Genomic DNA, 26,906 nt, shown 5'->3' with positions numbered 1-26,906 from the left:
GCCGCCAGCCATGCCAGCCGGGGAAGGAGGCCCCTTCCCCGGCCTGGCCGGTCAGTGCGCGCCGCCGCCGCGCCGCTGGCGGGCACGCCGGCTGAAGAGGTTCAGCGCCTCCACCAGCGTGGAGAAGGCCATGGCGGCATAGACATAGCCCTTCGGCACATGCGCCCCGAAGCCCTCGGCGATCAGCGTCATGCCGATCATGAGCAGGAAGCCCAGGGCCAGCATCACCACCGTGGGATTGGCCTGGATGAAGCGGGCCAGCGGGTTGGCGGCCAGCAGCATGACCGTGACCGCCGCCAGCACGGCGACCACCATGATCGGCACATGCGGCGTCATGCCCACCGCGGTGACGATGCTGTCGATGGAAAAGACCAGGTCCAGCACCAGGATCTGCCCGATGGCGGCGCCGAAGCCCAGCACCGCCTTCTGGGTGTCGAACATATCCGGCCCGGGGTCGGGGTCCACGTTGTGGTGGATTTCCTTGGTGGCCTTCCAGACCAGGAAGAGGCCGCCGGCGATCAGGATCATGTCGCGCCAGGAGAGGCCATGGCCGAAGAGTTCGAAGACCGGCTCGGTCAGCCGGACAATGATGGCGACCGTGCCCAGCAGCGCCAGCCGCAGCACCAGTGCCAGCGCGATGCCGACCCGCCGGGCACGCTCCTGCTGCTCCGGTGGCAGCTTGTTGGTGATGATCGAGATGAAGATGAGGTTGTCGATGCCGAGCACCACCTCCATCGCCACCAGGGTCGCCAGCGCCACCCAGGCGGCGGGATCGGCGGCCAGGGCCAGGATCGCGTCCATCAGGTTTCCTTCATCAGCGGTTCCGGCTGCTTAGCGCGGCACAAAGCCGGAAGTTACCTGACTGTCATCTCTCTTCGCCTCGCGGATGCGGCATCGCGGCATCACGGCTGCGCCAGCGCCACACTGCCTCTGCCATAGCCGCTTGAACGGCCGCCTGCTTCGAAGGCGAAGGAGCGCCTGAAATGCCCAATCCCTGGGCAAGAACCTTCCCTTCATGTCGCGAAGCCCGGCTGAAACGGGTTGAATGTTACCCATCACAAGCGCATGGTTGTGAGAACCGGAACCAATGTTCCACTTTGCGGGACTGCGATGACCATCCTGGCCAATGCCGCTGATGTGCTGCGCTGCTTCACCTCCCAGCGGCTGGAACTGACGCTGACCGAGGTCGTGGCGCTGCTGGGCACGCCGAAAAGCAGCACCTCCCGCCTGCTGCGGGCGATGCGTGATGCGGGGTTGCTGGAACTCGCCCCAGGCTCCCGCCGCTACCGCCCCAGCATCCTGCTGTTCGAGTTGGGCCAGACCTACCGGCGCGCCTCCACCCTGCTGGCGCGGGCCGATGAGGCGGTGGGGCGCCTCTCCCGCCGCTTCGGCCATACCGGCTATGTCTCGGTGATGGATGGCGCCGATGTGGTGGGCGTGGCGCATCACGAGGGCAGCAGCACCTTGCGCGTCGGCACGCCCATCGGGCGCCGGCTGGCGGCCTTCGCCTCCTCTACCGGCAGGTCCCTGCTCGCCCGCCGCACCGATGCCGAGGTGCGCGCCCTGCATCCGGAGCAGCTGCGCCCCGCCAGCCCGCATTCGCCGCAAGACATGAACGCCCTGCTGGCGCTGCTGGCGGAAGTGCGGCGTCAGGGCTTCGCCACCTCGCTGGAAGAAGCGAACCCGGGCGTCGGCGGCCTCGCCGTCGCGGTGGGGGATCGCGCCACCGGCGAGGAATTCTCGCTCAACCTCGTCTACCCCGTTGCCACCGTCTCCGCCTCGGAACGGCAGGCCATGCTCAACGCCCTGCTCGCGGAAGCGCTGGAGATCGCCACGATGGTGGACGACCCCTGGCACGCCGCCCGCAAGGCCGCCTGAAGGACACTCGCGCGCATGACACAGGCCACTTCCCGCTGGCGGATCGGCTTCGACATCGGTGGCACCTTCACCGATTTCATCCTCTATGACGGGCAGGAAGGCAGCGTGCGGCTGCACAAGCGCCTGACCACGCCGCATGACCCCTCCGCCGCCGCCCTGCTGGGGCTGGAGGAGCTGGTGGCCATGGGCGGCATCGGTCTGGGCGACGTGGGCGAGATCATCCACGGCACCACGCTGGTCACCAATGCCGTCATCGAGCGCAAGGGCGCCAAGGTCGGCCTGATCACCACGCAAGGCTTCCGCGACATCCTGGAGATGGGCACGGAGCAGCGCTACGACATCTATGACCTGTTCCTCGGCTTCCCGGAGCCGCTGGTTTCCCGCGACCTGCGCCTGGAAGTGGCGGAGCGGCTGGACCGCGACGGCAACACCGTCACCCCGCTGAACGAGGAGGATGTCCGCGCCGCCTTCCGCAAGCTGCTAAACGAGGGCGTCGAGGCGGTCGGCGTCTGTTTGATCAACGCCTACCGCAACCCGGTGCATGAGCAGGCCATCGGCCGCATCGCGCGGGAGGAATTCCCGGAACTGGCTGTCTCCCTCTCCGCCGAGGTTGTCGCGGAGCTGTGGGAATACCAGCGCGCGGTGACCACCTGCGCCAATGCCTATGTGCAGCCGCTGATGGACCGCTACCTGAAGCGGCTGGAGCGGGAACTGGCCTCGCGCGGCTTCACCGGCGCGCTGCGGCTGATGCATTCCGCCGGTGGGCTGGTCTCGCCCGAGACGGCGCGCGCCTTCCCCATCCGCCTGCTGGAATCCGGCCCGGCCGGTGGCGGCCTGGCCACCGCGCTGTTTGGCGAGCTGGCGGGCAAGAAGGACGTCATCTCCTTCGACATGGGCGGCACCACCGCCAAGGCCTGCATGGTCGAGGACGGCCGCGTGGAGATCGCGCCCATGCTGGAAGCCGGGCGCGTGCACCGCTTCTCCAAGGGCTCTGGCCTGCCGATCAAGGCGCCTGTCATCGACATGATCGAGATCGGCGCGGGCGGCGGCTCCATCGCCGCCATCGACGAGGTGGGGCTGCTGAAGGTGGGCCCGCATTCCGCCGGCTCCGACCCCGGCCCGGCCTGCTACGGCATGGGCGGCACCAAGCCGACCGTGACGGATGCCAACCTGATCCTCGGCTACTACGACCCCGCCTTCTTCCTGGGCGGGCGCATGAAGCTGGACATGACGGCCTGCGAGGCGGCGCTCGCCTCCGTCGCCAAGCCGCTGAACATGTCCGTGCCGGAAGCCGCCTGGGGCATCCACAAGGTGGTGGTGGAAAGCATGGCCGCCGCCGCCCGCGTGCATCTGGTGGAAAAGGGCAAGGACCCGCGCCACTACGCCATGGTGGGCTTCGGCGGCGCCGGCCCGGCCCATGCCGCCGACGTGGCGCGCGCGCTGGGCGTGAAGGAAGTGATCATCCCGCCGGCCTCCGGCGCGGCTTCCGCGCTGGGCTTCCTGGCCGCGCCGCTGTCCTTCGAGAGCGTCCGCTCCCTGCCGGTGGAATTCGCGCCGGGCTTCGACGCCGCGCGCGTCAACGCGCTGCTGGACGGGATGGAGGCGGAGAACCGCAAGCACCTGCTGGCCGCCGACGTGAAGCCGGAGGACATCCGGGTGGAGCGCAGCGCCGACATGCGCCTGGTCGGCCAGATGCACGACATGTCCGTGCCGCTGCCGGCCGGCGCGCTGGGCGAGCAGAGCCTGGAGGCCATCGGCGCCGCCTTCACCACCGCCTACGCCGCCCGCTACACCTCGGTGTATGAAGGCGCGCGGATGGAGGCGATCAACTTCCGCGTCCGCGTCGTCGGGCCGGAGCCGAAGCTGTCCCTCAGCGGCGCGGTCGGCGGCGGCGACGCCAGCAAGGCCGTGAAGGGCACCCGCCGCGCCTGGTTCGAGGGCGGCTGGCATGACACCACCGTCTACGACCGCTATGCCCTGGCCGCCGGCCATACGCTTGCCGGCCCCGCCATCATCGAGGAGCGGGAATCCACCACCATCATCGCCCCCGGCGACAGCGTGACGGTGGATGAGAGCCTGAACCTGCGCATCGCCATCGCCGCCACCGCGCAGGCCGATACCTCCATCACGGAGGACATGCCGCTGGAACAGGCGATGGCGCGCATCGAGGCCGACCCGATCGCGCTGGAGATCATGTGGTCCCGCCTGATCACGGTGGTGGAGGAGATGTGGCTGACCATCTGCCGCACCGCCTTCTCGCTGGTGATCTCGGAAAGCCAGGATTTCGCGACCGAGCTGCTGGACCCGACTGGCGAGACGCTGGCGCATTCCCCGCGCGCCATGCCGGTCTTCAACCTCACCCTGCCCCGCGCGGTGAAGGCGCTGCTGGAACGCTACCCGGCCGAGACGCTTGCCCCCGGCGACGTGCTGATCACCAACGACCCCTGGCTCTGCGCCGGGCATCTCTTCGACATCGCGGTGGTCACGCCGGTCTTCCTGAACGGCAAGGTCGTCGGCCTGATGGGCACGGTGGGCCATGTCTCCGACATCGGCGGCACCAAGGATTCGCTGCGGGCGCGCGAGATCTTTGAGGAAGGCTTCCAGATCCCGCCGATGAAGCTCTACGAGGCCGGCCGGCCGAACGAGAGCCTGTTCCGCCTGCTGGCCGAGAATATCCGCAGCCCCGAGCAGGTGCTGGGCGACCTGCATTCCTTTGTCGCCGCCAATTCGCTGGGCGGGGAGCGGCTGCTCTCCTTCATGGCGGATTACGGCATGACGGACCTGCGAGCGCTGGCCGCCGTGGTGCAGGGACGTTCGGAAAAGGCGATGCGCGACGCCATCCGCGCGCTGCCGGATGGCGAATACAACAGCACCATCTGGAACAACCCACTGGGCAAGCGGCTGGACTACCCGCTGAAGCTGACGGTGAAGGGCGACGAGATCGAGCTGGATTTCGACGGCGCGCCGCCGCAGCTGCCGCAGGGTGGCCTGAACTCCACCATGAACTACACGGCGGCCCATGCCACCTATCCGCTGAAGTGCATGCTGACGCCGGCTGTGCGCGGAAATGCCGGCTGCTACCGCCCCTTCACCGTGAAGGCGCCGGAAGGCTCCATCCTGAACCCGAAGCGCCCGGCTTCCGTGAACATCCGCACCCGCACGGGCTGGTATCTGGCGCCGAATATCTTTCGCGCGCTGTCCGATGCCGCGCCGGCGCAGGTGCAGGCGAATACCGGCCTGCCCATGGCTGCCTACATGTATGGCCAGGACGAAAACGGACAGACCTATTCCGACATGCTGTTCATCGGCGGCGGCCAGGGTGCCTCGGCGCGTGGCGATGGCAAGTCGGGCCTGCTGTGGCCGACCTCGGCGGCGAATACTTCGATCGAACTCTTCGAGGCGCGCGTGCCGGCGCTGGTGATCGAGAAGACCTACATCACGGATTCCGGTGGCGCCGGCAAGCATCGCGGCGGCCTGGGCCAGCGCGTGCGCGTGCGCAAGCTGAAGAACGACGGCCTGCCCACGCTGGTGACGGTCTATCCGGAAGGCGTCGGCAACCCCATCGCCGGCCTCTTCGGCGGCAAGGCGGGCGGCGAGGCCAGTGGCCGCGTGCTGGACACCAAGGGCCGCGAGACGCTGAACTGCGGCACCGGCATGCTGGTCGAGGTCGATACCGCCGAGCAGGTCGTGGAGATCGTGCTCGCCGGCGGTTCCGGCTACGGCAACCCGGCGGAACGCGACCCCGAGGCGCTGGCGCGCGACAAGCGCCTGGGCCTGGTCTCCGAGGAAGGAGCGGCGCGCGACTACGCCGCCAAGCAGCCCGAAGCGGCCCCCACGGCCTGAACCCGATTGTTGGAGCGTAAAGCGATGCTGACGACAACACGACGCGGTGTGATGGCGGGCGGTGCCGCCCTGCTGGCCGGCATGGCTGGCATGCGGGCGGCCGAGGCGCAGGCCCGGCGCATCCTGGTGATCACCTCCAACCAGGATATCCCGAACTTCGACCCGCATCTGGCCAGCGGCTATTCCACCGCCATGGCGATGCGGAACGTCTATGACTCGCTGGTGCGGGTGGAAGGCAACCCGCCCAAGCCGGTGCCGCATCTGGCGCAGTCCTGGACCATGTCGGAGGACGGGCGCGAATACACCTTCAAGCTGGACCCGGCGGCCAAGTTCCACGACGGCTCGCCGGTCGATGCGGCGGCGGTGAAGTACTCCATCGAGCGCCTGCTGCGCCTGAACCGCGGCAATGCCTGGATGGTCGCCGGCATCGTGGACCCCGCGGGCACCGAGGTGGTGGATGCGCAGACGGTGCGCGTGAAGCTGCTGACGCCCTTCGTGCCCTTCCTCTCCGTGCTGCCCTGGGTCTGGATCGTCAACCCGAAGCAGGTGGAGGCCAACAAGGGCTCGGATGACGGCCAGACCTGGCTGCGCACCAATATCGCGGGCTCCGGCGCCTTCAACATCACCCGTGCCGAGGCCGGCAACCTTTACCAGTTCGAGCGCGTGGCCGATGGCTGGCGGAAGGGCGGCGGCAACCTCACCGGCGCCATATGGAAGATCACGCGCGAGACCGCGACGCAGCGCCTGATGGTGCAGCGGGGCGAGGCGCAGATCGCGGTGGACCTGACCAGTGAGGACATGGACGCGCTGAAGGGCCGCCCCGGCGTCAACCTGATCCTGGAGCCGGAATATCGCACCTTCCAGATCAAGATGAACTCGAAGCACGGCCCGCTGGCGGACAAGAACCTCCGCAAGGCCATCGCCTGTGCCTTCAACTACCAGGGCATGCTGGATGTCAGCGGCTATGCCGAGCTGATGAAGGGCCCGCTGCCCGAGAGCATCGACGGCTTCGACAAGGAGCTGCCGATCTATCGCACGGACCTGGAGAAGGCGAAGGAGTTCCTGGCCAAGTCCCGCAGCCCGAATGGCGGCATCAAGCTGACGCTGGCGCATGTCTCCGGCCTGGAGCAGCAGCGGCGCTGGGCACTGGTGCTGCTGGACAGCCTGCGCGCGCTGAACATCGAACTGGACATCAAGCCGATGATCTGGCCCGACATGGTCGCCGCCTGCCGCTCGCCCGAGACGGTGCCGGACTTCTTCATGGTCTACCAGACCGCCAATTACGGCGATGCCGATAACCTGGCCTATGCGGGCTTCCATTCCTCCCGCAACGGCAACTGGCAGAACCCGGTCTATGCCAACCCCGAGGTCGATGCCGTGCTGGACCAGGCGCGGGCCGAGGCCGACCCGGAGAAGCGCCGCGAGCTGTACAAGAAGTTCCAGCGCATCGTGATGGATGACAGCCCGGATATCTTCGGCGTGCTGGAGATGCGGAAGCTTGCGATGCGGAACAACGTGAAGGGCTTCGCCTTCACCCCGGTGGCCTCCAACGCCATCGAGCTTTTCCCGCTCTCGCTGGGCTGACCGCGTCCCATGCTGGGCTATATCCTCCGCCGTATCCTGCTGCTGGTGCCGGTGCTGCTGGGCCTGTCGCTGCTGGTCTTCGCCATCGCCCGGCTGCTGCCGGGCGACCCGGTGGCACTGGCGGCGGGGCCGAATGCGACGGCGGCGGATGTGGCCTCGATGGCGCGCGAATTCGGGCTGGATCAGCCCCTGCCCCTGCAATACTGGAACTACCTGACCGGCATCCTGCACGGCGATTTCGGCGTCTCCATCTTCACCCGCCGCCCGGTGGCGGAGGATCTGGCCGCCTTCCTGCCGGCGACGCTGGAACTGGTGCTGGCGGCGATGTTCCTCGCCATCGGCTTCGGCATTCCGCTGGGGCTGATGGCGGCGGTGTTCCGCAACCGCTGGCCGGATTTCCTGTCCCGCACCGTGTCGCTGGGCGCCATCTCCATGCCCCGCTTCTTCCTGGGGCTGGTCTTCCAGTTGTTCTTCGCGATGTGGCTGGGCTGGCTGCCGCTTTCCGGCCGCTTCCCGCTGATCGAGGAACCGCCGCCCACCGTAACCGGCTTGCTGACGGTGGATGCCGTGCTGTCCGGCCAGTTCCATGCACTGGGCATCGCGCTCTCGCATCTGGCGCTGCCGGCCATCGCCATGGCGCTCTCCCCGCTCGCCACCATCATGCGCATGATGCGCGCCTCCACCATCGAGGTGCTGCAACAGGATTACGTGCTGACGGAACGCGCGCTCGGCCTCAGCCAGCGGCTGATCCTTTTCAAGTACGTGCTGAAGAACGCCATCTCCGCCACGCTCACCGTCATCGGCCTGTATTTCGGCTGGCTGCTGGGCGGCACCGTGCTGGTGGAGACCGTCTTCGACTGGCCGGGGATCGGCCTCTACGCCACCCAGGCCGTGCTGACGCAGGACTTCATGCCGATCATCGGCGTCACGCTCTGCATCGGCGCCATCTTCGTGACCGTCAATCTGGTGGTGGACATGCTCTACGGCCTGCTGAACCCGAAGGTCCGCTACCAGTGAGCGCCACCGCCCATCCCCGCGTCGAAAGCTGGCGGCGCGGCTTCTACCGCTTCCGCCAGAGTTGGGTTTCCATCCTCGGCCTGTTCATCGTGCTGGTGCTGCTGGTGCTGGCCATCGGCGGCGCGCATCTGACGCCCTATCCGCAGCATATCCTGGGCGTGGTGGATACCGGCTCCCGCCTGCAACCGCCTTCCGCCGCCTATTGGTTCGGCACCAATGAACTGGGGCAGGATGTCTTCTCCCTGGTGGTGGCGGGCACGCGCATCTCGCTGCTGGCGGGCATGGCGGTGGTGATCGTGGGCGCCGCCTTCGGCGTGCTGGTCGGCGCCCTGGCCGGCTTCTTCGGCGGCTGGGTCGATGAGGTGCTGATGCGCATCGCCGACCTGAAGCTGACCATCCCTGGGCTGATCCTGGCCATGGCCGTCGCCGCCGCGCTGGGGCCGGGGATCGTGAACATGATCTTCGCCATCGCCCTCTCCTGGTGGCCCGGCTATGCGCGGCTGGTGCGCGGCGAGGTGATGGCCAAGCGCGAGGAAACATTTGTGCTGGCCTCCCGCGCCATGGGTGCGGGCACAGGGCGGCTGCTGTGGCGGCATATCCTGCCCAATATCGTCTCGCCGATCATCGTGAAGATGTCGCTGGACATGGGCTTCGCCATCCTTACCGTGGCCTCGCTGGGCTTCATCGGCATTGGCGTGAAGCCGCCGACGCCGGAATGGGGTTCGCTCCTTTCCGTCGCGCGGGTGAACATGCCGGATTACTGGTGGACGGCCATCTTCCCTGGCCTCGCGATCTTTCTGGCCGTGTTCGGCTTCAACCTGCTCGGCGATGGTCTGCGTGACCTGCTGGACCCGAAGGCGCGCCGCTGATGAGTGACGATACCCTGCTGGAGATCCAGGACCTCCACCTCGCCATGCGGAGCTTCGAGGGCGAGGTGCAGGTGCTCAACGGCGTCTCCTTCGCCGTGAAGCGTGGCGAGATCTGGGGCATCGTGGGCGAGACGGGCTCGGGCAAGTCGCTGACCGGCCTCTCCGTCTCCCGCCTCGTACCAACGCCGCCGGGGCGCTACCTGGGGGGCAGCGTGCGCTTCCAGGGGCGCGACATGCTGCAGCAAACGGAAGACACGATGCGGACCCTGCGCGGCCGCCGCATCGGCATGATCTTCCAGGACCCCACCACCAACCTGAACCCCACCTTCCGCATCGGCACGCAGCTGGTGGACGTGGCGCTGCACGCGGCGCGGCAGGAGCCGGGGCTGCTGGGGCTGGCGCCTGGTGCCTCCCGCCGCGCCATGCGGCAGGCGGCGGAGAAGCATGCTGTCGCCATGCTGGAGAAGGTCGGCATCCCCAATGCCGCCGCGCGGGTGAATGATTACCCGCACCAGTTCTCCGGCGGCATGAAGCAGCGCGTGCTGATCGCCATGGCGCTGATCGGCCGGCCGGACCTGCTGATCGCGGACGAGCCCACCACGGCGCTGGATGTTTCCGTGCAGGCGCAGATCCTGCGGCTGATTCATGGGCTGGTGGAGGAGCATAATCTCGGCGTGCTCTTCATCACACATAATCTCGGCGTGGTGGCGCAGCTCTGCACCCATGTGGCGGTGATGTATGCCGGCGCCATCGTGGAATCCGGCCCGGTGCGGGAGGTGCTGAAGCACCCGCGACACGACTATACGCGCGGGCTGCTGGCCTCCGTGCCCAAGCCCAGCATGAAGCGCGGCGAGCTGCGCGGCCTGGCCGGCGGCGCGCTGGCCGCCGAACCCCTGGCGCCACCGCCGCCACGGCCGGCGCCGGGCGGCACCATCCTCTCCATCGAGAATGTGGTGAAGGAATTCCCGGGCGCCCGGCGCGGCTTCTTCGACCGCGCGCCGCCGGTGAAGGCCTTGCAGGATGTCAGCCTCGCCATCCGCAAGGGCGAGAGCTTCGGCCTCGTGGGGGAATCCGGCTCGGGCAAGACCACCCTCACCCGCTGTATCCTGCAACTGGAGAAGGTGAGTTCGGGCCGCATCGTCTATGACGGCATCGAGCTGACGGCGCAGACGCCGCAGCAGATGCAGGCGCTGCGCGCGCGCATCCAGATCGTGTTCCAGGACCCCTATGCCTCGCTGAATCCGCGCATGACGGTGCGCGACATCATCGCGGAGCCGATGGAGATCCATCACGACAAGATTGCGCTCTCGCCGCGCCAGCGCACCGATCGCGCGGCGGAACTGTTGCAGCAGGTAGGCCTGGCCACGCAGCACCTGAACCGCTACCCGCATGAATTCTCCGGCGGGCAGCGGCAGCGCATCGGCATCGCCCGCGCCCTGGCGCCCAAGCCGGATTTCCTGATCCTGGACGAGCCCACCAGCGCGCTGGATGTCTCGGTGCAGGCGCAGGTGCTGAACCTGCTGCACGACCTGCAATCGCGGCTGGGACTGACCTATTTCTTCATCAGCCACGACCTCGGCGTCATCCGCTATATCTGCGACCGCGTGGCGCTGATCCACCATGGCAGGCTGGTGGAACAGGGCGAGACGGAAGAGGTCTTCACCGCGCCGCAGAGCGACTACGCCAAGATGCTGCTGGCGGCGATGCCGGACCCGGACCCCGATCTCTCGCCGCTGCGCAGGCCCGAGCTAGCGCTACTGTAGCACGCCCCAGCGCTCCACCGCCGGCTCGGCACTGGCCCATTTCCAGCGGCCATCCGATTGCAGGCAGGCGGTGGCGATGATGGTGATGCGATCCTCCGGCTCGTCACCGATGCCGATGGCCACCTCGCGGCATTGCGCCAGCGGGCTGTCGATCAACCGCACCACCTGCACGGTGCCTTGCGCGTCGCCGTAGCCGAAGGGCAATGCGTGCTCCACCTTCCAATCGGCGACCGTGCCCAGCGGAATGGCGCCGGCCGTGGCGGCGATGCTGTCCTGCTCCCCGCGCGCGATGCGGCGGGAGACGTATTGCAGCGTGGCGGTGACGGCTGCGCGGATGCCAACGCCCACCGCATAGCCCACCGCCGCATTGCCGGTGGCGATGCCGGCCGTGGCGCCGGAGATGCCGCCAACAATGCCGCCCGCCGCCTGGCAACCCGCCAATGGCAGGGCGACCACCAGCACGGCGGCGGCCCGCCGCGCGCCGGGGCTCACTGCAAGGCTCCCCACCGCTCCGTGGCTGGCTCGGCGCTGGCCCATTTCCATTGCTCGCCATTGCGGCAGATGGCGGCGGTGTAGAAAGCCTTGTGCGGCCGCACCACGCCATCGACCTCTTGCACATTGCTCTCGACGGAGAAGATGATCTCGCGGCATTCGAGGCCGAGGCCGCCGATATCGCGCGACACCGTCACCTGCCCATGGCGGTTGGGCTGCACCGGCACCTGGTGGCGCACCTCCCATGCGGCCACCTTGCCGATGGCCAGCGGGCCGGCGGCATTGGCGATGGTGTCCTGCTCGGAACGCTGGGTGCGGCGCTCGGCATATTGCAGCCCGGCCTGGGCCAGGGAGCGGACGCCGAGGCCGATGCCCGCGGTGACGGCGCCGTTATCCGTCACCGCCTCCGATAGTGAGGCGCCGGCGATACCGGCAAGGTCGGCGGTGCCTTCCCGCAGCAATGACTGACACCCGCCCAGCAGAAGCAGGCCCGAAAGCAGAACGGGAACAGCTTTCACCACCGCCAATGGCCTTCTCCCTTCAAACGGCCGCTTTCCGCGAGCCTCTTACGTCTCCACGCGCCGCAGCGCCCAGCCCGCCACGCCAGCCACCAGCAGGGCCAGTGCCAGGATGACCACAGCCAGCGCATTCACCTCCGGCGTCACTCCCAGCCGCAGCATGGAGAAGACCACCATCGGCAGCGTGGTGCCGGCGGGGCCGGATACGAAACTGGCCACCACCACGTCATCCAGCGAGAGCGTAAAGGCCAGCAGCCAGCCCGCCAACAGGCTCGGCAGTATCAACGGCAGCGTGATCGTGCGGAAAGCCACCCAGGGCGTGGCGCCGAGGTCGCGCGCCGCATCCTCCAGCGAGGCATCCATCCCAGCCAGCCGCGCCTGCACCACCACGGCCACATAGGCGAGGCCCGTGGTGGCATGGGCCAGCAGCACGGTGGTGGCGCCGCGTTCGGCCGGCCAGCCGGTGGCGGCCTGCAGCAGCACGAAGCCCAGCAGCAGGGAAAGGCCCGTCACCACCTCCGGCAGCACCAGCGGGGCCCCCGCCAGGGCGCCGAAGATCGCCCGGCCCGCGAAGGGGCCGCGCCGCGCCAGCACCCAGCCGGTGGCGCCGCCCAGCAGCACCGCCAGGGTGGCGGAGCCGGCGGCGATGCGCAGGGACAGCCAGGCGGCCTCCCGCAGCCGGTCATTGGCCGCGAGCGCCGCGAACCAGCGCAAGGAGAAGCCGCCCCACTGGAAGGGCACGCGGCTGTCGCTGAAGGCATAGCCCGCCAGCAGCAGCACCGGCAGCCACAGGAAGCCGAGGCCGAGCCAGAGGCCGATACGCGTCATTGCCGCGCCTCCAGCCGCTGGAACAGGCGTATGGGCAGGATCAGCACCAGCAGCAGCGCCACCGCCAGGGCGGCGGCCACCGGCCAGTCACGGTTCTGGAAGAATTCCTGCCACAGCACGCGGCCGACCAGCAGCGCCTCCGGCGGGCCCAGCAATTCCGGGATGACGTACTCACCGGCGGCGGGAATGAAGACCAGCAGAAAGGCCGCCACCGCCCCCGGCGCCGCCAATGGCAGGGTGACGGTGAGGAAGACGGTGACCGGATGGGCGCCGAGATCGGCCGCCGCATCCTCCAGCGTGCGGTCGAGGCGGGAGAGGCTGGCGTAGAGCGGCAGCACCGCGAAGGGCAGGTAGGCATGCACCATGCCCAGGAACATCGCCGTGTCGGAATAGAGCAGCGGCAGCGGCGCATCGATCCAGCCCAGGCCGCGCAGCAGGCCATTGATCCAGCCTTCATCGCGCAAAATGCCCGTCCAGGCGCCGATGCGCGGCATGAAGCCGGTCCAGAAGGGCAGCAGCACCGCCATCAGCAGCAGCGGCCGGCGGCGCGGCGCCGCGCGGGCGATGCCCAGCGCCATGGGGAAGCCCAGCAGCAGGCAGAGCGCCGCCGTGCCGCCCGCCACCCGCAGCGATTGCAGGAGGGCGGAAAGATAGTAGTCATCCTGCACCAGCAGGCCGAGCGGTTCCCAGTTCGGCTGCCAGCCATCGGTGGCGGAATAGGGCAGCACAAAGGGCGGCACCCCGTCCCCGGGCTGGGAGATGGCCAGCACCAGCACCACCAGCAGCGGCAGCGCCACGAAGCCCAGCAGCCACAGCGTTGGCACCAGTAGCGGAATGCGCCGCATCAGCCCACCAGCGGCACCAGCGCCGCTGCCTCCCACCGCAGGTCCAGAGTGGTGCCGGGCGGGGGCGGCGGGCCATCCTCCTCGGCATGGCTGACGCGCAGCAGGGCGCCGCCGGCGGCGCGCACCAGCAGCAGGCTGTCGTCGCCGCGGAAGGCCACATCCTCCACCACGCCACGCGCGGTATTGGGGCCGTTGGCGCCGGGCTGGGCCAGGATGCGCTCGGGCCGCAGGGCGCAGCCCGTGGCGCCGGGCGGCATGGGCTCGGCCGGGCGCAGGCTGGCGCGGAGGCCGGGGCAATCCAGCCCCCCTGCCCCATCCGGCTGCCCCTCCAGCACATTGGCGGCGCCGAGGAAATTGGCCACGAAGCGCGTCGCCGGCCGTTCATAGACGGCGCGCGGCGGGCCAAGCTGCACCAGCCGCCCGGCCTCCAGCACCGCCACGCGGTCGGCCAGGGCCAACGCCTCGTTCTGGTCGTGCGTCACCATGATGAAGGAGGCGCCGGTGCGGCGTTGCAGGGCGCGTAGCTCAAAGCCGGTGCGCTCGCGCAGATTGGCGTCCAGCGCGCCCAGGGGCTCGTCCAGCAGCAAGAGGCGCGGACGCTTCACAAGCGCCCGCGCTAGGGCCACGCGCTGCCGCTGGCCACCGGAAAGCCGGTGCGGCATGCGGGAAGCGAAGCCGGACAGCCCCACCATCTCCAGCGCCTCGGCCACCCGCACATCACGCTCGGCGCGCGGAACGCCATCGCGCTTCAGGCCATAGGCGACATTCCCCTGCACGGAGAGATGCGGAAACAGCGCATAGGACTGGAACATCATGTTCAGCGGCCGCGCATGCGGCGGCACCGGCACGAGGTCGCGCCCCTCCATGCGGATGCTGCCGGCATCCGGCTGCTCGAAGCCCGCCACCAGCCGCAGCAGGGTGGACTTGCCGGAGCCGGAACCGCCCAGCAGCGCCAGGAATTCCCCCGGCTCCACACGCAGGTCCAGCGCCTCCAGCGCCGCGGTGCCGCCGAAATGCTTCGAAAGCCCGGCGATCTCCAGCAGGCTCAACTCAGCGCCCGGCCTTGAAGCGGTTCCAGCTGCGGCCATAGGCGCGCGCGGCGCTGGCCGGCAGTGCCTGCACCGTGAAGGTGCGCGCCAGCATCTCCGGTGTCGGGTAGATATTGGGGTCGTTGCGCACGTCTTCCCGCACCATCGGCGTGGCGGCGGTGACGGCATTGGGGTAGCGCACGTGGTTGGTGATGCCCGCCATCACCTCCGGCCGCAGCAGGAAGTTGATGAAGGCATGCGCCGCCTCGGGGTTCGGTGCATCGGCGGGAATGGCCAGCATGTCGAACCAGAGCTGCGCGCCTTCCTTGGGCTGCACATAGCCGATCTCGACGCCGCGCTTCGCTTCCCGCGCGCGGGCCTGCGCCTGGATGGTGTCGCCGGAATAGGTCAGCGCCACGCAGTATTCGCCATTGGCCAGCGCATCGAGGATGCTGCTGCTGGCGGTGATAGCGCGCACATGCGGGCGGATGGCCAGCAGCGCTTCTTCCGCCGCGCGCAGGTCGGCGGTGTCGGTGCTGTTGGGATCGCGGCCGCGCCAGCGCAGCACCGTCGGCAGCACATCGATGGCGGAATCCATCACCGCGATGCCGCAGCCGGCCAGGCGCCGTGCATTCTCCGGCTTCAGCAACAGGTCCAAACTGTCCAGCGGCGCATCGGGCGCCAGGGCGCGCACGCGGTCAGGGCGGATGGCCAGGCCGATGGTGCCATAGAGATAGATGGCGCCGAAGCGGTTGCCGGGGTCGCTGCTGTCCACCTGCTTCAGCAGCGCCGGGTCCTGGTTGCCCCAGTTGGAAATCTTGCCACGGTCCAGTGGCAGAAGCGCGCCGGCCTTGGCGAGGCGCGCGAAGGTGGGTTCGCTGGTGGGCACCACGATGTCGTAGCCGGAGCGCCCGGCGGAAAGCTTGCCTTCCAGGGTCTCCAGGCTGTCGAAGACATCGTAGCGGATCTTGATGCCCGTCTCCTGCTCAAACTTCGACACCGCATAGGGATCGATATAGTCGGACCAGTTGTAGACATTCAGCGTCTTGTCCGACTGCGCGGCGGCGGGGTGCGGCAGGCTTCCGGCCAGGAGGGCGGCGGCACAAAGCGAGGCGGCAAGCAGACGACGGAGCATGTCGGGCCCTTCCTGACAGCGGGGAGCAGGCGGCTAGCCTAGCGGCGGAGGGTGCCATGGCTCAATCACCCTGCTTTCCGATCACATTTATAGGATTTTTTTCTTGACTTCCGGTTGATATTCCTTTCTATTCCAGCCGTCACCGGGCGAGCTGCGCCCTGACCATATCAGGCCCCTTCCAACACCCCATCCGCCCGCGCCCGGCCTGCCCGCCTCCTCCGCGGGCGGGCTTTCCGCGCGCGCCCTCCGCCAGCCCGTCCCAGGAGACGCGCATGCCCTTCGACGCCCGCAACCTCACGCCGCTGGATTCCGCCGGCGGCTTCACGATGTGGCTCTACACCACCACCGATACCCGCGCCGCCGTGCTGGCCCCGGGCTATTTCGCCTCGGTCGCCGACAAGCTGATGCCGGGCCACCTGATCCTACTGCAGACATCGGATGCGCTCAGCCTCATCCCCGTGCGCAGCAACGGCGCCGTGGGCAACGGCCTGGTGCTGGACGCCACCGCGCCGCCGGTGCGCATCAGCACCGGCGCCGCGCTGAAGATCCTGTTCAGCCTGGGCGCGGCCACCGTGCAGACGCGCGCCGTGGCGCTCGATCCGGTGCCGGCGGGTCTCTACATCGGGCGCTCCTTCACCGTCTCGGCCCGCGTCACCGGGCCGGTCGGCACGCTGCTTTTCTCCATCGTCAACAGCAGCGGCACGGTGGTCGCGGGCCCGGTCTCCGTCAGCGCGCTCTCGGGTTCCGCTTCCGTCACTTTCACGGCGCCCTCGCCGGGCTCCGGCTACCGCGTCGTGGTGCGGGATGCCGATGAACCGCTGGTGACGCAGACCTCCACCTCCTTCGTGGTGACCGAGCCTTACGTCCTGCTCACCGAGGCCGGCGCCACGATCCTGATGCAGGACGGCGGCGAACTGCTGGTCTGAGCGGCCCCTCATTCCCCTCCCCGCGCGCCCCCATCACCTGAAGGACCCCCGCCCCGATGGCCAATTCGAAGATCTCTGAACTTCCCTCCGCCGCGACCCTCGCCGATGCCGATATCGCCGCCCTGGTGCAGGGCAGCGCCGCCCTGGCGGTGACGCGCCGCACCACCATCGCCGCCATGCGCCGCGCCATGCTGACCGACCGCTCGCTGCATGTGCGTGACTACGGCGCGGCGGGCGATGGCGTCACCGACGACACCGCCGCCTTCCAGCGCGCGATCGACGCGGCGGCGGCGCAGGGCGGCGGCGTGGTGCTGCTGGGGCCGCGCCGCTACCTGGTGGCCGCGGGCGATATCACGGTGAAGAACGGCGTCTTCCTGCGCGGCCGCACCAGCGCGGGCGGCTGGCGCCAGGGCGGCGACTTCACCAGCGTCAACCACGCCATCCTGCTGGACCCGGCGCGCACCATCCGCGTGCAGCGCAATGGCGGGCTGGAAGGGCTGGCGGTGCTGCGCCGGGGCATGACAGTGCCGACCAACCTGCGCGAAGGGCTGGATGCCATGGCCGCCTTCGCCGGCACCGCCGTCACGGTGGGCGATGGCAGCGGCGGGGGCGGCAACGGCAATGGCGCGGATACCACGCTGTCGGGGCTGCTGATCCTGGGCTTCAACTGGGGCATCTACAGCCACGGCAATGCGCGCCTGCGCGTGAAGGATGTGCTGGGCGATGCGCGCAACGGGCTTTTCGTCGGCAATGCCTTCGATGTCTGCCGCATCAGCGAGGTGAACTGGCACCCGCTGGTCACCACCGGGCGCACCTGGTCCAACACGCGTGTCGCCATCAGCAATGTCACCAACAACGGCAGCGGGCGCTTCCGCGTCGCGCTGGCCGGCGAGCATAGCCTCAGGACCGGCGAGGTGATGAACATCTCCGAGGTGCGCACCAGCGGCTGCCCCGGCCTCTACGGCCGCTGGACGGTCACGGTGGTGGACCCCACCTGCGTCGACCTCGACGGCTCCACCTATGCCGCCGGCTGGAACTCCGGCGGCGCCGCCTATATCCAGCCGAACCGGCGCCTGGGCACAGCCTTCGCCATCACCAGCGCCGACATGGCCTCCTTCCAGAACTGCTTCGAATACGGCCATGATGTCGGCTTCGACATCTACGGCGATGTGCATGCCTGCACCTTCTCCAATATCGGCGTCGATGGCTGGGTGGACGCGGCGGACCCCACCACCATCGGCATCCGGCTCAGTGGCACCACGCAGCGCAACAAGTTCATCGGCGGCTTCCTCTCCTCCAAGGGGGTCTCCGTGCAGGTCTCGGCCACGGGCACGGAGCAGCACGAGATCATCGGCGTCGATGTGACCGGCGGCGCGCGCCGCATTGCAGAGGTACTGGACGGGCAGGTTTCCTTTGTGGGCTGCGACTTCACCGGCGGTCCTGGCACGGGCAACCAGACCATCGCCGCCATCCATCTGGCGGAAGCGGCGGGCAATGTCATTGTCACCGGCTGCGACATTCGCCCCGTGACCTTCACCGCCGACAGCCCGGCGGCAATGCGGCGCATCAGCCTCGCGGCCAACCGCGCCACCAGCGAAAGCACCAACCGCATCGCGGCGGGGCGGGTGGAGATCGCCTCGGTCTCCGACACCGCCGCCATCGAGACACGGCTTTCCGCCGATGCCGATGGCGCGGTGAATATTCACAAGCGTGGCAGCAGCGGCGCGCAGCTTCGGCTGCTGGATGCCGCGGACAAGCCCGCGGCGAGCTTCACCCTCTCCGGCGCCGATGTGAACTTCGCCGGCGAGGCCGGCAACAACCCGAACGCGGCGCTGAGCCTGGGCGGCGCCGGCATGACGCAGCCGCAGACGCTGCGGCTGCGCCGCCTTTCCGCCAGCCCGCTGGCCAATGACCGCATCGCGGTGCTGGAAGCCAATGGCAACAACAGCGCCGCCGCCGAGCAGACCTTCGCCCGTCTCGCCGCCGTGGCGGAGACGGTAACGAATGGCAGCGAGGCCGGCGCACTGGTCTTCGAGACCCGGGCGGGCGGCACGGTGGCGGAGCGCTTCCGCATCTCCTCCACCGGCACCGCGACGCTGACGGGGCCTTTGGTGCTGCCCGGGGACCCGGTGGCCAACTCGCACGCCGCCACCAAGCGCTATGTGGACGGCCAGTTCACCGAGCGCCGACTGGCCACTGTGCTGCTTTCCGCCGCCACCACGCTGACGCATGCGCTGCATAACGGCCGGATGCTGATCGCGAATGCCGGCACCACGCTGTCACTGAGCTGGGCCAATGCGGGTGATGGCTTCTCCTGCACCCTGGTCAATCGCATGGGCACGGATCTCGCGCTTTCGCTCTCCGGCTTCACCGTCAACACGGCGCCCACCAATGCCGATGGCTTCACCAAGATCCGCGCCGGCGGCGTCGCCTCGCTGCTGGTCTATTCGCCCGATGGCGGCACCACGAAGATCTGCCACCTGACGGGCGCGGGAGCCCCCTGACATGAACCTCTGCTACTTTCCGGCCGGCGCGCTGGAGGGCAGTGCCGCCCTCCGCGTGCTGGGGCCGGACAACCCGGGGCGGCTCGCGGTCAGCCGCACCGGCGGCGCGCAGGTCATGGCGGCATCGCTGAGCCTGGCCGTCGCCACCGCCGACACGCCCCGCTTCAACGGCGCGGCGCGGAGGCTGCTGGTGGAAGGGGCGCGCAGCAACCAGCTGCGCAACCCGCGCCTCGCCGGCGCCGTGGTGGCGGGCAGCGCGGCCACCGGCACCCTGCCGACCTATTTCTCCACCATCGGCGATGCGGGCGGCCTGTCCTGGCAGGTGACCGGCCAGGGCAGCGAGAACGGCATCCCGTATTTCGACCTGCGGCTCTACGGCACGCGGCAGTACGGCAGCGGCGATGCCGGCTGGCGCCTGGCGCTGGAGGGCATGACGCAGATCGCCGCGGGCAATGGCCAGACCTGGACCACCAGCCTCTTCGCGCGGAAGCTGGCGGGCACCACCTCGGTCCTGACGCTCCGCGCCGGCTTCAACCTGCGCAGCGAGACCGGCAGCTACCTCTCGCTGCCCACCGCCGCCTTCAGCGGCCAGCCCAGCGGGGCGCCCTTGGCCGGCCAACGCTTCTCGGCCAGCTACACGATCAGCTCCGCCAATGTCGGCCGGCTGCTGCCCGAGATCCACTTCGCCAACAACACCGCCGGCGAGGTGGTGGACGAGACCTACCGCATCGGCGCGCTGCAGGTGGAGCAAGGCACTTCCGCCTCCTCTCCCATCCTGCCTCCGGCTGGCAGCCTGGCCGTGTCGTCGCGGGAGGCCGACCTGCCGCTCTGGCAGCCCCCCGGCGGCTTCGGCACGCGGGGCACGCTGGTGGTGCGGGCCATGCTGCCGCAGATCGCGCCTTTCGGGGCCTCTCAGGGCCTCTGGCAGATCGACGACGGCACGGACCAGAACCGCATCCAGTTGCGCAATACCTCGGCCGGCTCCGCCATCACCGGCGTGGTCGATAGCGGCGGCACCAATCTGGCCACCCTTTCCCCCGGCAACATGGTGCCCGGCACGCCCTTCCGCGCCGCCTTCGCCTGGGCGCCGGGGGACCAGGCGCTCTGCCTCAATGGCGGCGAGGTGCAGACCGCCGCCGCCGCCCTGCCCGCCGGCCTCACCCGCCTGCTGGTCGGCCATGCCTCCACCCAGCTCAACCGCGCCGCCTTCGGCGAGGTGGAACTGGTGGACTACCGCCCCACCCGCCTGCCCAACCCCATGCTGCAGGCCCTTTCCGGCGCCGCCTGAGCGGCAGCCGGCCCTTTCCCGAAGGAACGAGACCCATGCCCGTCCTGACCGATTATGCCCGCAACCTCGTGGCCCGCGCCATCTGCGCCCGTGGCCCTTCCCTGCCTGCCGCCGTCTATGCCGCGCTGGGCACCGGCGGCACCGTGGCCGCCGGCCTGTCCGGCGAGCCCGCTGGCAATGGCTATGCCCGCCAGAAGGTGGTCTTCACCGGCACCGGGGAGCAGCGCAATGCCGAGGCGCTGCGCTTCGTCTTCACCGCCGCCGCCGGCACGCTGACGCATGTGGGGCTCTATGACGCCGCCACCGGCGGCAATGCCCTGGCCTTCGGCCCGCTGGCGCAGACCGCGCCGGTCTCCGGCGCCGGCACCGTGACCATCGCCGCCGAGGCGCTGACAATCGGCGCCGAATAACGCCCCTGGCCGGCCGCGCCGCGTGGCCGGCCTATCCCGCCCACCGCCCCCAACAAGGACCCATCCGATGCGCTATCTCCTCGACCGACTGGCCGAGCCGGGCACACTGCGCTCGCTCGCCGTCGTGGTCTTCGCGATCAAAGGCATCGTGCCGGATGCCGGCACGATTCAGGGCTTTGTGGATGTCTCCATCCTGCTGCTCGGCACCATCTCCGCCCTGATGCCCGAGGACAGCAAGGCGGCCCGGCCTTGAGCACGGCGCCCAGCTCCCTGGCCGCGCTGCTGTTGCGGGAGGAAGGCCTGCGCCTGACGGTCTATGACGACGCCACCGGCCAGCCCCTGCTGCCTGGCAGCACGCTGCGCGGCCACCCCACCATCGGCATCGGCCGCTGCCTGGACCGCAAGGGCATCACCGCGGCCGAGGCCCTGGCTCTGCTGGAGAACGACCTGGCGGAGATCCGCGCCGGGGTCGCGCAGGCGCTGCCCTGGGTGGCGGAACTGACCGGGAACCGCCGCACGGTGCTGGAAGCCATGGCCTTCCAGCTCGGCCTCGCCGGGCTGCTCGGCTTCAAGGGCACCCTGGCCGCCTTGCGGCGCGGGGACCATGAGGCGGCGGCGGCAGGCATGCTGGCCTCGCTCTGGGCACGGCAGACACCGGCGCGGGCGCAGCGCATGGCCGCGATGATGCGCGCCGGCTGAGCCCCCGGGCCCGGCGGCAGCACAAAGCGAAAGCCTGTGCTTTTCGCCGGGCCATCCTATATTCGACCCTGGCGCCGGGGCCGCCAGGACTCCGGCGCAGGCGGCCACAGGCCGCCGCTCCTCCTGGCCAGGATCACGCTTTTTGCCCCACCAGATGCCTTTCTGGCACAAGGTCATACGCCGCCTGCCGCGCCGCCCACTGCCCACGCCGCAACGCTACGGCCTTGCGGCGCTGATGGTGCTGGCGGCAGGGGGCATCCGGCTGGCATTGCCGGTCCTTGGCCTACCCTACCTGTTCTTCATCCCGCCCGTGATGGCGGTGGCCTTCCTGCTGGGCATCGGCCCCGGCCTCTTCGCCACCGCCCTGGCCACGCTGCTGGCCGTGGGCCTCTTCATTCCCCCCTACTACACCTTCTTCATCAGCCTGGAGCAGTGGACGGCGACGGCGCTGTTCGCCCTGGTCACCGCCAGCATCGCGCTGGTCTGCGCCGCCTTCCGCCGCATCCTGGATACCCGGGACGCCGATCTCGCGCGGCTGCGCCAGGCTCTCGCCGACGCGGCCGGCAGCCGCGCCGAGGCCGATGCCAGCGCCGCCTTCCTCGGCGGCGTGCTGGCCAGTTCCGCCGACTGCATCACCGTGCTGGACCTCGATGCCCGCCTGGCCTTCATGAGCGAAGGCGGCCGCCGAAGCATGGAGGTCGCGGATTTCGCCGCCATCCACCACGCGTCCTGGCCCGAGTTGTGGCGGGGCGAGGCCAGGGCCAGGGCGGAGGCCGCGGTGGCCGAGGCCCGCGCCGGCCGCACCGCGCGCTTCCAGGGGCTGGCGCATACCATGCGCGGCCGGCCGCTGTGGTGGGACGTGGCGGTGACGCCCATGCTGGACGGCGGCGGGCAGCCGGAGCGGCTGCTCTGCGTCGCGCGCGACATCACGGCGCAGCGGCAGCTGGAGGAACAGCTGGAGCTGCTGAACCAGGAGCTGCGGCACCGGCTGAAGAACACCCTGGCCATGGCGCAGGCGGTGATGAACCAGACGCTGCGCCAGTCCAGCTCGCTGCCCGAGGCGCGGGAGGCACTGGAGGCGCGGATGATAGCACTGGGCCGCGCCCAGGGCGGGCTGCTGGACATCCACAACCAGGGCGCCGAGATCCATGAGGTGGTGCGCGGCGCCCTGCTGCCGCATGACGGCCGCGCCAGCGCCTTCCGGGTCGAGGGCCCTTCGCTGCGTCTTTCCTCCCGCTGCGCCCTGGCCCTGACGCTGGCCCTGCACGAGCTGGCCACCAATGCCGCCAAATACGGCGCCCTTTCGGTGGAAGGCGGGCGGGTGATGCTATGCTGGCGCATCCTGCCGCCTTTCGACGGCGCGGAGGCCAGCTTTCAGTTGCGCTGGGAGGAAAGCGGCGGCCCGGCGGTGCAGCCTCCCTCCCGCAACGGCTTCGGCAGCTTCATGATCCGCCGCACCCTGCCTGGATATTTCGAAGGCTCGGCCAGCCTGGAATTCCCGCCGCACGGCCTGCTCTACCAGCTCGAAGGCCCCGTGGCGGCGCTGCATGAGGAGCAAGGCCGCCAGGCCTGAGCGGCCCCTCCTCCATGCGGGCCTGGGCGGAGGCTGATGAGACCCAGGCCCTCAGCGCAGCGCGTCCAGCCAGCCCAGCAGAAACGCGCCTAGAACCGACAGAAGCACGCAGAGCAGCAGGCCCACCGCGAGGATCGCGCGGCGGGTGCCAGGGCTCTTCACGGGCGGTTCCGACCGGGGTGGCATGGGGAGAAGGAAACACGCCTCGGGCCCCGCGAGTAAACCGCTCCGCAACGCCTCGCTGCCTTGTGTTGTCCGGATGGTAGGTGGCCGCTCAGAAGGATGCTCAGGGCAGGGCCACGCTCATCCCACCATCCGCCATGACAACCGAGCCGACCATGTAGCTAGCCTGTTCCGAGGCCAGGAAGGCGATGACCTCCGCGATCTCCCGCGGCTCGGCCGCGCGGCCGATGGGTGCGTTGCGGCCATGCTCGGCCAGGAACTCGGCGCCATCCTCGCGCATATGGTTCAGGATATTGGTGACGGCATCGCCGGAGCCCACGGCATTGACGCGGATGCCATGCCCGATCCCCTCCAGCGCCAGCACGCGCGTCAGCTGTGCCAGGGCGCCCTTGGAGGCGGCGTAGGCGGCGATGGTCGGGAAGGCCTGGAAGCAGGCATAGGAGCCGACATTCACGATGGCGCCACGGCCTTCCGGCACCATGGCCCGCATCGCTTCCCGCGCGTGCAGGAAGGCGCCGGTGGCATTGACGGCGAGCACGCCGTTCCATTCCTCCAGGCTCGTCTCCAGGACCGGCTTGTTGATGATGATGCCGGCATTGTTGACCAGGATGTCCAGGCCGCCGAAGGCCTCCCGCGCCAGCGCCACCGCGCGCTTCGCGGCCTCCTCCTGCGTCACGTCGGCCACAAGCGGCTCAATGCCCGGGCGGTGGAGCGCTTCGACCGCCGGGTTCCGGTCCTCGGCGATGATGGAGGCGCCCCGGCCGTGCAGAAGCTCCACCGTGGCGCGGCCGATCCCGCTGGCGGCACCGGTCACGATCGCGACCTTGCCGGAAAAATCACCCGCCTTGTCATTCCTGCTGTTCATGCTGGTCTCCTTGATTGGGTCCAGCGCAGATAAGCCCCTTCCTTGCCCGCCAGAATGCCATGCATTCCGCATGGGCTGTTCGCCTAGCAGGGTACAATCCCTCAGCGCCGGGCCTCGTCGCGCAGCGCCGCGATAAAGGCATTGACCGCCGGGGAGCGGTGCCGGTGCCGGGGATAGTAGAGGGCGAAGCCCGGAAAGCTCGCCGTGTAGGACAGCAGGATCGGCACCAGGTGGCCGGCGTCGATATGCGGCTGCACCTCGCTTTCCACCCAGAAGGCGATGCCGGCCCCGGCCATGGCGGCCTCGATGGTCGCGCGCTGGTCGTTGAAGGTGAGCGGGCCGGAAACCGGGACCGAGAACCAGGCGTCGTTCTCGTAGAATTCCCAGTTGTAGAGCATGTTGTGGCCGGGCCAGCGGAAGCAGACGCAGCGATGCCCGCGCAACTCGCGCGGATGCCGCGGCTCCCCATGCCGTTCGAGATAGGCCGGGGCGGCGACCGCCACCTGGCGGATCGGCGGCTGCAGCGGGATGGCGATGACATCCTGGTCCAGCAGCTCGCCGAGCCGGATGCCGGCGTCGAAGCGCTCCGAGACGATGTCGATGCCGGCATCGCCGATCTCGACCTCCACGCTGATCCGGGGATGCCGGTCCACGAAGCGCGGCAGGAAATTCCGCAATACGGTCTCGTAGCCCAGGCGCTGCGCATGGACCCGCACGGTGCCCGCAGCCTCCCCGCCGGCCTCGATCGCCTCCCGCAGCGCGGCCTCGATCTCCGCCGCGGCGCCGCCGAAGCGCTCGGCCAGGCGCTCGCCCGCCGAGGTGGGGCTGACGCTGCGCGTCGTCCGGTTGAGCAATTGAATGCCGAGCCGCGCCTCGAACCTGCGGATGGCCTCGCTCAGCGCCGAGCGGGAAAGGCGCAACTCGCGCGCCGCGGCCACAAAACTTCCCTGCTCGATGATGCACCGCAGGGCCCGGAGATCGGCATAGTCTCGGTCGGTCATGAGTCTGGCACCAGCCTGGCTGCTTCCGGGCCATATGGGCCTGCCCGCCCCATGGCCGAGGTAACGCTTGCTGGAGCGGAGGCTCAGCCGGAGGGATGCTTCATGCCAGGCAGTCCAGAGTCATCTCGCGTGCATTACGCCGGCTCGGGGGCATGGAGGCGCCCGCTGCCTGTGGAAGCATCTTCAGCCGCTCGGCTTGGAATGCGGCGTATCAAGCCTCTTTCCGGGAACTGCGGGCCGCATTGGCCGAGGTCAGGAGGGACGATGCCCGCTCCTCAGCCGATCCGCTCTGTTGCCCTTGCCAGCACTCAGCGCCGGATCGGGTCAGGAGCGTCCGGGTGAAGCGGGCAAGAAGAACAGCACGAGTGGCAGGACCCACATTCCAGAACGTCAGAACTGCCGTCTGAGCCTGGGCTCTATCCCCCGGCTTAAACTCAGGCGCCGCGTATCCGCCCCTAACCCATCCTGCCGGAACCTGCGGATGACCGCGAGCTCGTCTTGCCCCAGGCTGCTCCGCGCCATCGCGGCGGACAGCCGGTCTTCTGCCTCATCCTGGGCATCGCCGGCAGGATACCGCGCGACAATCACAGCCATCAGGCACAGAGAGGTAAAGCATGCGCCTGGTGATGCCACACCGAGACTTTGCTCTATCTCCGCCATTGCCGCCTCCATCTCAGCCTCGGAATGTCGCTCATTCCTCCGCGCCATTTGCCGGACCTCCAGAGCCTCATCGGGAGCCCTGGATGAGTGCAGGGGCTCCATACCAGGCTCAGAAAGACCACCTTCTGGGCAAGCACGCGTCTCAATGGTGACGGGATCGGGGCAGCCGCAGGCGCATGGATCAAAGCTTTGTCACTTCCCTGCCATCGCGGAAGGCCACGTGCCATGGGCGCCGCATGGAAACCGGTAGGGGGGAACGCCCCTCGAGAGCGGCCGAGGACGCCACGGAACTCCGGGCCGGCGTGTGACCGAGTTGGTGCCTGCCCACCAGATCCTGGCGTCGCGCCTCGGTTGCCATCCTGAAGGAGGCGGTCCGGTGCCCCTTGAGGCCGAACGGGGTCGAGACACCGGAACCCTGTGGATCGTCGGAACCGTCAAGCCAGGGGTATCCGCACTCGCCGCCGCGCCTTCGGTTGAAGGTCGAAGGCGGCTGGCCCAGCACAGCCTTTGGGAGCGGTATGCCCACATCGTGCCATTCGGGCGCTGTGGGGACATCTGGCCAGCGCCGTTGCCGCCGCAGGGCAATCAGAGCGAACGCAACAGGAACCGCGTGCCTGCCACATGACGGGGGCCGGCGGGCCGCCTCCCGATTCTGTGCATCCCGGCACATAATGGGGGTTGCGTGCCGGCGAGCCAGACCTTAGGAAGCGCCCCACGCCGATGGTCCTGCTGCTGTAGCTCAGCGGTAGAGCACTCCCTTGGTAAGGGAGAGGTCCAGGGTTCGATTCCCTGCAGCAGCACCATCGGCATGCTTTTCCGCATCGGCCAGGTTGCATTTGCCCCGATGGCGAAATCTCCTTCCTCAGCCCCCCCGGGCCCATCCGAGACTCCCGCGGCACGCCGCGCCGCCGAGGCCGAGGCGCGCCTCGCCGCCGCGCTGCGGGAGAATCTGCGCCGCCGCAAGGCGCAGTCCCGCGCCCGCGAGGCCGGCCAGGCC

At 69.3% G+C, this 26,906-nt stretch carries 22 protein-coding genes and 1 tRNA gene; 14 read left to right on the top strand and 9 right to left on the bottom strand.

Translation table 11 applies throughout. The annotated features are described in order from the left end of the window. Nucleotides 1–51: 51 nt before the first annotated feature. Nucleotides 52–801: a TerC family protein gene (locus IBL25_RS04820; RefSeq protein ID WP_187777425.1), complete on the bottom strand. Its 750-nt coding sequence runs from the start codon at nt 799–801 to the stop codon at nt 52–54. A 309-nt stretch (nt 802–1,110) separates the two neighbouring features. Here IBL25_RS04820 and IBL25_RS04815 point away from each other — a divergent pair, with 309 nt between their 5' ends. Genes IBL25_RS04815 through IBL25_RS04790 form a run of 6 tightly spaced genes read left to right on the top strand, consistent with a single transcriptional unit; the run spans nt 1,111 to nt 10,954 of the window. Further along, on the top strand, nt 1,111–1,878 hold the full coding sequence (locus IBL25_RS04815; RefSeq protein ID WP_187777424.1) for an IclR family transcriptional regulator: 768 nt from the start codon (nt 1,111–1,113) through the stop codon (nt 1,876–1,878). A 15-nt stretch (nt 1,879–1,893) separates the two neighbouring features. Further along, a complete protein-coding gene (locus tag IBL25_RS04810) occupies nt 1,894–5,721 on the top strand; it encodes a hydantoinase B/oxoprolinase family protein (protein WP_187777423.1) in 3,828 nt (1,275 codons plus the stop codon). Nucleotides 5,722–5,745: 24 nt separating this feature from the next. Beyond that, nucleotides 5,746–7,305 (top strand): ABC transporter substrate-binding protein, encoded by a 1,560-nt coding sequence (locus IBL25_RS04805; protein ID WP_187777422.1) that lies wholly within the window; start codon nt 5,746–5,748, stop codon nt 7,303–7,305. A gap of 9 nt (nt 7,306–7,314) precedes the next feature. Then, entirely contained in the window at nt 7,315–8,322 is a 1,008-nt protein-coding gene (locus IBL25_RS04800) for an ABC transporter permease (RefSeq protein WP_187777421.1), read from the top strand. After that, on the top strand, nt 8,319–9,191 hold the full coding sequence (locus IBL25_RS04795) for an ABC transporter permease (RefSeq protein ID WP_187777420.1): 873 nt from the start codon (nt 8,319–8,321) through the stop codon (nt 9,189–9,191). Before IBL25_RS04800 ends, IBL25_RS04795 begins: the two co-directional genes overlap by 4 nt. Further along, a complete protein-coding gene (locus IBL25_RS04790) occupies nt 9,191–10,954 on the top strand; it encodes an ABC transporter ATP-binding protein (protein ID WP_187777419.1) in 1,764 nt (587 codons plus the stop codon). The genes IBL25_RS04795 and IBL25_RS04790 overlap by 1 nt, the downstream gene beginning before the upstream one ends. On the opposite strand, the gene IBL25_RS04785 is transcribed toward IBL25_RS04790, so the two are convergent. From IBL25_RS04785 to IBL25_RS04760, 6 genes are read right to left on the bottom strand one after another with little or no spacing between them, the layout of a single operon-like run. Next, nucleotides 10,946–11,446, bottom strand: coding sequence for a hypothetical protein (locus IBL25_RS04785; RefSeq protein WP_187777418.1), 501 nt, complete (start codon nt 11,444–11,446; stop codon nt 10,946–10,948). The two genes, IBL25_RS04790 and IBL25_RS04785, sit on opposite strands and share 9 nt — an antisense overlap. Further along, on the bottom strand, nt 11,443–11,967 hold the full coding sequence (locus IBL25_RS04780) for a hypothetical protein (RefSeq protein WP_202986686.1): 525 nt from the start codon (nt 11,965–11,967) through the stop codon (nt 11,443–11,445). The genes IBL25_RS04785 and IBL25_RS04780 overlap by 4 nt, the downstream gene beginning before the upstream one ends. 45 nt (nt 11,968–12,012) lie before the next feature. Beyond that, nucleotides 12,013–12,792, bottom strand: coding sequence for an ABC transporter permease (locus IBL25_RS04775; RefSeq protein WP_187777416.1), 780 nt, complete (start codon nt 12,790–12,792; stop codon nt 12,013–12,015). Next, nucleotides 12,789–13,637 (bottom strand): ABC transporter permease, encoded by an 849-nt coding sequence (locus IBL25_RS04770; RefSeq protein ID WP_187777415.1) that lies wholly within the window; start codon nt 13,635–13,637, stop codon nt 12,789–12,791. The genes IBL25_RS04775 and IBL25_RS04770 overlap by 4 nt, the downstream gene beginning before the upstream one ends. Next, on the bottom strand, nt 13,637–14,686 hold the full coding sequence (locus IBL25_RS04765; RefSeq protein ID WP_187777414.1) for an ABC transporter ATP-binding protein: 1,050 nt from the start codon (nt 14,684–14,686) through the stop codon (nt 13,637–13,639). Before IBL25_RS04765 ends, IBL25_RS04770 begins: the two co-directional genes overlap by 1 nt. Before the next feature lies 1 nt (nt 14,687). Then, nucleotides 14,688–15,800, bottom strand: a complete 1,113-nt coding sequence (locus IBL25_RS04760; RefSeq protein WP_187777413.1) for a polyamine ABC transporter substrate-binding protein — start codon at nt 15,798–15,800, stop codon at nt 14,688–14,690. A 272-nt stretch (nt 15,801–16,072) separates the two neighbouring features. Between IBL25_RS04760 and IBL25_RS04755 the strand changes: the two genes are divergently transcribed. The 7 genes from IBL25_RS04755 (at nt 16,073) to IBL25_RS04725 (ending at nt 23,200) form a co-directional block, all read left to right on the top strand. Beyond that, complete coding sequence (locus IBL25_RS04755; protein ID WP_187777412.1) at nt 16,073–16,726, top strand: hypothetical protein; 654 nt, start codon at nt 16,073–16,075, stop codon at nt 16,724–16,726. Between the two features lie 56 nt (nt 16,727–16,782). After that, nucleotides 16,783–19,230, top strand: coding sequence for a glycosyl hydrolase family 28-related protein (locus IBL25_RS26660; protein ID WP_202986685.1), 2,448 nt, complete (start codon nt 16,783–16,785; stop codon nt 19,228–19,230). Nucleotide 19,231: 1 nt separating this feature from the next. Then, nucleotides 19,232–20,518, top strand: a complete 1,287-nt coding sequence (locus IBL25_RS04745) for a hypothetical protein (RefSeq protein WP_187777411.1) — start codon at nt 19,232–19,234, stop codon at nt 20,516–20,518. Nucleotides 20,519–20,553: 35 nt separating this feature from the next. Continuing rightward, the gene (locus IBL25_RS04740; RefSeq protein ID WP_187777410.1) at nt 20,554–20,928 is read left to right on the top strand and encodes a phage tail fiber protein; all 375 of its coding nucleotides are present in this window, start codon (nt 20,554–20,556) and stop codon (nt 20,926–20,928) included. 67 nt (nt 20,929–20,995) lie between these two features. Next, nucleotides 20,996–21,181, top strand: a complete 186-nt coding sequence (locus IBL25_RS04735) for a hypothetical protein (RefSeq protein WP_187777409.1) — start codon at nt 20,996–20,998, stop codon at nt 21,179–21,181. Beyond that, a complete protein-coding gene (locus IBL25_RS04730; protein ID WP_187777408.1) occupies nt 21,178–21,627 on the top strand; it encodes a glycoside hydrolase family protein in 450 nt (149 codons plus the stop codon). Before IBL25_RS04735 ends, IBL25_RS04730 begins: the two co-directional genes overlap by 4 nt. Nucleotides 21,628–21,769: 142 nt before the next feature. Then, complete coding sequence (locus IBL25_RS04725; RefSeq protein ID WP_187777407.1) at nt 21,770–23,200, top strand: sensor histidine kinase; 1,431 nt, start codon at nt 21,770–21,772, stop codon at nt 23,198–23,200. Nucleotides 23,201–23,486: 286 nt separating this feature from the next. Here the strand turns inward: IBL25_RS04725 and IBL25_RS04720 are convergent, their stop codons facing one another. Both IBL25_RS04720 and IBL25_RS04715 read right to left on the bottom strand, forming a co-directional pair. Then, complete coding sequence (locus IBL25_RS04720) at nt 23,487–24,248, bottom strand: SDR family NAD(P)-dependent oxidoreductase (protein ID WP_187777406.1); 762 nt, start codon at nt 24,246–24,248, stop codon at nt 23,487–23,489. A gap of 101 nt (nt 24,249–24,349) precedes the next feature. Further along, nucleotides 24,350–25,249, bottom strand: a complete 900-nt coding sequence (locus IBL25_RS04715) for a LysR family transcriptional regulator (protein WP_187777405.1) — start codon at nt 25,247–25,249, stop codon at nt 24,350–24,352. Nucleotides 25,250–26,637: 1,388 nt separating this feature from the next. Between IBL25_RS04715 and IBL25_RS04710 the strand changes: the two genes are divergently transcribed. Continuing rightward, nucleotides 26,638–26,712: transfer RNA gene (locus IBL25_RS04710), tRNA-Thr, on the top strand. Nucleotides 26,713–26,906: the final 194 nt, after the last annotated feature.

This window comes from Pseudoroseomonas ludipueritiae (genome assembly GCF_014490445.1).
In the GTDB taxonomy this organism is placed as follows: domain Bacteria; phylum Pseudomonadota; class Alphaproteobacteria; order Acetobacterales; family Acetobacteraceae; genus Pseudoroseomonas; species Pseudoroseomonas ludipueritiae.
This window is presented reverse-complemented; position numbering and strand designations above follow the sequence as displayed.

What these genes read in the sequence shown, in the direction of transcription:
- IBL25_RS04715 (WP_187777405.1), bottom strand. Translation starts at nt 25,249, where the DNA reads ATGACCGACCGAGACTATGCCGATCTCCGGGCCCTGCGGTGCATCATC.
- IBL25_RS04735 (WP_187777409.1), top strand. Translation starts at nt 20,996, where the DNA reads ATGCGCTATCTCCTCGACCGACTGGCCGAGCCGGGCACACTGCGCTCG.
- IBL25_RS04800 (WP_187777421.1), top strand. Translation starts at nt 7,315, where the DNA reads ATGCTGGGCTATATCCTCCGCCGTATCCTGCTGCTGGTGCCGGTGCTG.
- IBL25_RS04790 (WP_187777419.1), top strand. Translation starts at nt 9,191, where the DNA reads ATGAGTGACGATACCCTGCTGGAGATCCAGGACCTCCACCTCGCCATG.
- IBL25_RS04745 (WP_187777411.1), top strand. Translation starts at nt 19,232, where the DNA reads ATGAACCTCTGCTACTTTCCGGCCGGCGCGCTGGAGGGCAGTGCCGCC.
- IBL25_RS04820 (WP_187777425.1), bottom strand. Translation starts at nt 801, where the DNA reads ATGGACGCGATCCTGGCCCTGGCCGCCGATCCCGCCGCCTGGGTGGCG.
- IBL25_RS04810 (WP_187777423.1), top strand. Translation starts at nt 1,894, where the DNA reads ATGACACAGGCCACTTCCCGCTGGCGGATCGGCTTCGACATCGGTGGC.
- IBL25_RS26660 (WP_202986685.1), top strand. Translation starts at nt 16,783, where the DNA reads ATGGCCAATTCGAAGATCTCTGAACTTCCCTCCGCCGCGACCCTCGCC.
- IBL25_RS04740 (WP_187777410.1), top strand. Translation starts at nt 20,554, where the DNA reads ATGCCCGTCCTGACCGATTATGCCCGCAACCTCGTGGCCCGCGCCATC.
- IBL25_RS04720 (WP_187777406.1), bottom strand. Translation starts at nt 24,248, where the DNA reads ATGAACAGCAGGAATGACAAGGCGGGTGATTTTTCCGGCAAGGTCGCG.
- IBL25_RS04805 (WP_187777422.1), top strand. Translation starts at nt 5,746, where the DNA reads ATGCTGACGACAACACGACGCGGTGTGATGGCGGGCGGTGCCGCCCTG.
- IBL25_RS04770 (WP_187777415.1), bottom strand. Translation starts at nt 13,637, where the DNA reads ATGCGGCGCATTCCGCTACTGGTGCCAACGCTGTGGCTGCTGGGCTTC.
- IBL25_RS04760 (WP_187777413.1), bottom strand. Translation starts at nt 15,800, where the DNA reads ATGCTCCGTCGTCTGCTTGCCGCCTCGCTTTGTGCCGCCGCCCTCCTG.
- IBL25_RS04775 (WP_187777416.1), bottom strand. Translation starts at nt 12,792, where the DNA reads ATGACGCGTATCGGCCTCTGGCTCGGCCTCGGCTTCCTGTGGCTGCCG.
- IBL25_RS04755 (WP_187777412.1), top strand. Translation starts at nt 16,073, where the DNA reads ATGCCCTTCGACGCCCGCAACCTCACGCCGCTGGATTCCGCCGGCGGC.
- IBL25_RS04815 (WP_187777424.1), top strand. Translation starts at nt 1,111, where the DNA reads ATGACCATCCTGGCCAATGCCGCTGATGTGCTGCGCTGCTTCACCTCC.